Below are 3,117 nucleotides of genomic sequence, written 5' to 3'. Positions count from 1 at the left end.
ATGCAGGTCGGCCAGACCGGCAAGATCGTCGCGCCGCAGCTGTACCTCGCCGTGGGCATCTCCGGGGCCATCCAGCACCTGGCCGGCATGAAGGACTCCAAGGTGATCGTCGCGATCAACAAGGACGAGGAAGCGCCGATCTTCCAGGTGGCCGACTACGGCCTGGTGGCGGACCTGTTCGACGCCGTGCCGGAACTGGAAAAGGCCCTGTAAGGAGGCGCCCATGAATGCATTCAAGCGAATCGGCGTGATCGGCAGTGGCGCCATGGGGCGCGGCATCGCCCAACTGTTCGCCGGCGCCGGGGTGGAAGTGCTGCTGCATGACAGCCGCACCGAGGCCATCGAGCAGGCCCTGGCCTACAACCGCGACCTGCTGGAGCGGGCGGCGGCCAAGGGCAAGCTGAGCGCCGGCGCGCTGGCGTCCACGCTGGCACGCATGCAGCCGGCCTACAGACTGGAAGAGCTGGCAGGATGCGACTTGCTGATCGAGGCCATAGTCGAGAACCTCGACGCCAAGCAGGCGCTGTTTCGTGAGCTGGAACAGCTGGTAGGCGCCGATGCGGTGCTGGCGAGCAACACCTCGTCGCTATCCATCAGCCTGATCGCCAGTGCCTGTCAGCGCCCCCAGCGGGTTGCCGGCTTCCACTTCTTCAACCCGGTGCCCTTGATGAAGGTCGTCGAGGTGGTGCGCGGTGAGCTGACCGACCCGCAGGTGATCGAGCGCCTGGCCGCATTGGCCGAAGGGGCCGGGCATTTCGCCGCCGTCACTCCGGACTCGCCCGGCTTCCTGGTCAACCACGCGGGCCGTGCCTATGGCCCGGAGGCGTTGCGCATCCTTGCCGAAGGCATTGCCACGCCAGCCCAGATCGACCGCATCCTCAAGGACAGCCTGGGCTTTCCCATGGGGCCCTTCGAGCTGTTCGACCTGACGGGGCTGGACGTTTCCCACGCCGTGATGGAGTCGATCCACGGCCAGTTCTACCAGGACCCGCGCTATACACCGTCGGCCCTGGTGCCGGCGCGCCTGGCCAGCGGCCTGCTGGGGCGCAAGAGCGGCCGGGGCTTTTACCGATACGCAGAGGGCAAGGTGGTGCCCGACGAGCCGGTGGCGCAGGCTCCGGTGCCGATCGACCGGCCATTCTGGCTCGACTCCCGCGACGCGACGGTGCGCGATCAGGTGGCAGCCGTGCTGGCGGCCGCGGGGGCGGAGCTGGAGCAGGGCAGCCAACCCGGCCCGCAGGCGATCTGCCTGGTCACGCCCCTGGGCGAAGACGCCAGCAGCCTGATTGCCCGCACCCGGTTGCCGGCTCGCCGCACCCTGGCACTGGAGACCATTGCCGGCTTCGACAAGCGCCGGGTGCTGATGCGCCAGCCCGCGCTGGACCCCGAGGTGCTGGCCCAGGCCAGGCAGGCGCTGGGCGCCGATGGGGTGCCGGTGGAGGTGATCAACGATTCCCCCGGCTTTATCGCCCAGCGGGTACTGGCCGGAATCGTCAACCTGGGCTGCGAGATCGCCCAGCGGCGCATCGCCGCGCCTGCCGTGCTGGATCGCGCGGTGCGGCTGGCGCTGGGTTACCCCCATGGCCCGTTGGGTTTCGGCGATCACTACGGGGCGGCGAAGATCGCGCAGATCCTTCGCGAACTGCATGAGCTCTACCAGGAGCCGCGCTATCGCATCAGCCCCTGGCTGCGCCGTCGCGTGCAGCTCGGCCTGCCGCTGACCACCGCGGAGGAGGGCGCATGACTGCCTATATCTATGACGGCCTGCGCTCGCCGTTCGGCCGCCATGCCGGTGCCCTGGCCGGCGTGCGCCCGGATGACCTGCTGGCGGCGGTGGTGCGTGCCCTGGTGGCGCGCAATCCCTTCGCCGCCGAGGCGTACGAAGACCTGATCGCCGGCTGCGCCAGCCAGGCCGGTGAAGACGGCCGCAACCTGGCCCGCCATGCCGCGTTGCTCGCTGGCCTCCCCGTGGCGGTCGGCGGCCTCACCGTCAACCGCCTGTGCGGCTCGGGGCTGGCGGCGGTGCTGGATGCGGCACGCGCGGTCAGGAGCGGCGAGGGCGAGCTGTTCATCGCCGGTGGCGCGGAAAGCATGAGCCGCGCGCCATTTGTCGTGGCCAAGGCGGAGAGTGCGTACTCTCGCGACTTCCGGGTGTTCGACAGCACCATTGGCGCGCGCTTCCCCAATCCCCGGGTGGAGGCCGAGTTCGGCGCCGATTCCATGCCGGAGACGGCCGACAACGTCGCCCGTGAGCTGGCCATCAGCCGCGAAGAGGCGGATGCCTTCGCGGCGCGCAGCCAGGCCTTGTATCACGAGGCTGAACAGGTAGGTTTCTTCAGCGGGGAGTTGCTGCCCATCGAAGTGCCGCAAGGTCGCAAGCAACCGCCCCTGCTGATTGCGCATGACGAGCATCCGCGTCCGCAGAGCACGTTCGAGGCGTTGTCCCGGCTCAAGCCGCTGTTCGCCGATGGCGTGGTCACCGCCGGTAATGCGTCGGGCATCAACGACGGCGCCGCCGCGCTGCTGATCGGTTCCCGGGCCATCGGCGAGCGCCATGGCCTCAAGCCGCGCGCTCGCATCCTCGCGGGAGCGGTGGCGGGTATCGAGCCAAGGCTCATGGGCCTGGGGCCGGTGCCCGCCTGCGCCAAGGCGCTGCAGCACGCGGGCTTGGGCCTGGCCGACATGGATCTGATCGAGATCAACGAGGCCTTCGCCGCCCAGGTGCTGGGCTGCGCCCGGCAACTGGGGATCGCCTTCGATGATCCGCGCCTGAATCCCAACGGCGGCGCCATCGCCATCGGTCATCCCCTTGGCGCATCCGGCGCCCGCCTGGTGCTCACCGCCGTCCGCCAGCTCGAATGCAGCGGCGGGCGTTACGCCCTGGTCAGCCTGTGCATCGGCCTGGGTCAGGGCATCGCCTGCGTTATCGAGCGCCTCGACTGAGCCGAACGCCCCACAACAATCATGAATTCGGAGAACTTCCCCATGGCCAACAAAGCAAGCTTCAACTGGATCGACCCGCTGCTGCTGGACCAGCAACTCACCGAAGAAGAGCGCATGGTGCGTGACAGCGCCCAGCAGTTCGCCCAGGACAAGCTGGCCCCGCGCGTGCTGGAG

The 3,117-nt window shown here is 69.0% G+C and carries 3 protein-coding genes and 1 pseudogene; all 4 read left to right on the top strand.

All coding sequences use genetic code 11. From position 1 onward, the window contains the following. On the top strand, nt 1–213 hold a 213-nt coding region (locus ACFPU0_RS14635), incomplete at its 5' end, for an electron transfer flavoprotein subunit alpha/FixB family protein (RefSeq protein ID WP_377693817.1). A gap of 10 nt (nt 214–223) precedes the next feature. Next, nucleotides 224–1,744 carry a 3-hydroxyacyl-CoA dehydrogenase gene (locus ACFPU0_RS14630; protein WP_377693816.1) on the top strand — a complete coding sequence of 507 codons (1,521 nt, stop codon included), beginning with the start codon at nt 224–226 and terminating at the stop codon, nt 1,742–1,744. After that, nucleotides 1,741–2,943 (top strand): 3-oxoadipyl-CoA thiolase, encoded by a 1,203-nt coding sequence (locus tag ACFPU0_RS14625; protein ID WP_377693814.1) that lies wholly within the window; start codon nt 1,741–1,743, stop codon nt 2,941–2,943. Before ACFPU0_RS14630 ends, ACFPU0_RS14625 begins: the two co-directional genes overlap by 4 nt. A gap of 42 nt (nt 2,944–2,985) precedes the next feature. Then, a pseudogene (locus ACFPU0_RS14620) lies at nt 2,986–3,117 on the top strand (acyl-CoA dehydrogenase); the annotation flags it as partial.

The organism is Pseudomonas sp. GCM10022186, from assembly GCF_042656385.1.
Classification (GTDB): domain Bacteria; phylum Pseudomonadota; class Gammaproteobacteria; order Pseudomonadales; family Pseudomonadaceae; genus Metapseudomonas.
This window is presented reverse-complemented; position numbering and strand designations above follow the sequence as displayed.